General features: G+C 58.1%; 1 pseudogene. It reads right to left on the bottom strand.

From position 1 onward, the window contains the following. Positions 1–117: 117 nt before the first annotated feature. Positions 118–253, bottom strand: a pseudogene (locus ACZYSM_RS29695) (group II intron reverse transcriptase/maturase); the annotation flags it as partial.

A 253-nucleotide genomic window follows, 5' to 3' on the forward strand; every position in this document is an offset into this window, starting at 1 on the left:
TGACCTCAATGACGAGAACAATCTCGACGTCGGGGCATCCCGCATACCTCGGAGCAAAACTCTCCCTGGCGATGCGCAGCCCCCATTTTATCCGAGAGTAGTTTGCTCTATTGTTGCCGGCGCTATCGGGCCGCCTTGCGGCGTCCCTTCCTGTCGCTGACTGACGATCCCGCCCGACATCACACCGGCTTCAAGGTAACGGCGAATCAGCCTGAGCACTCGCTTGTCTTCGATATGACGCTCTATATGGGCC

Source organism: Pseudomonas sp. F220, assembly GCF_057813935.1.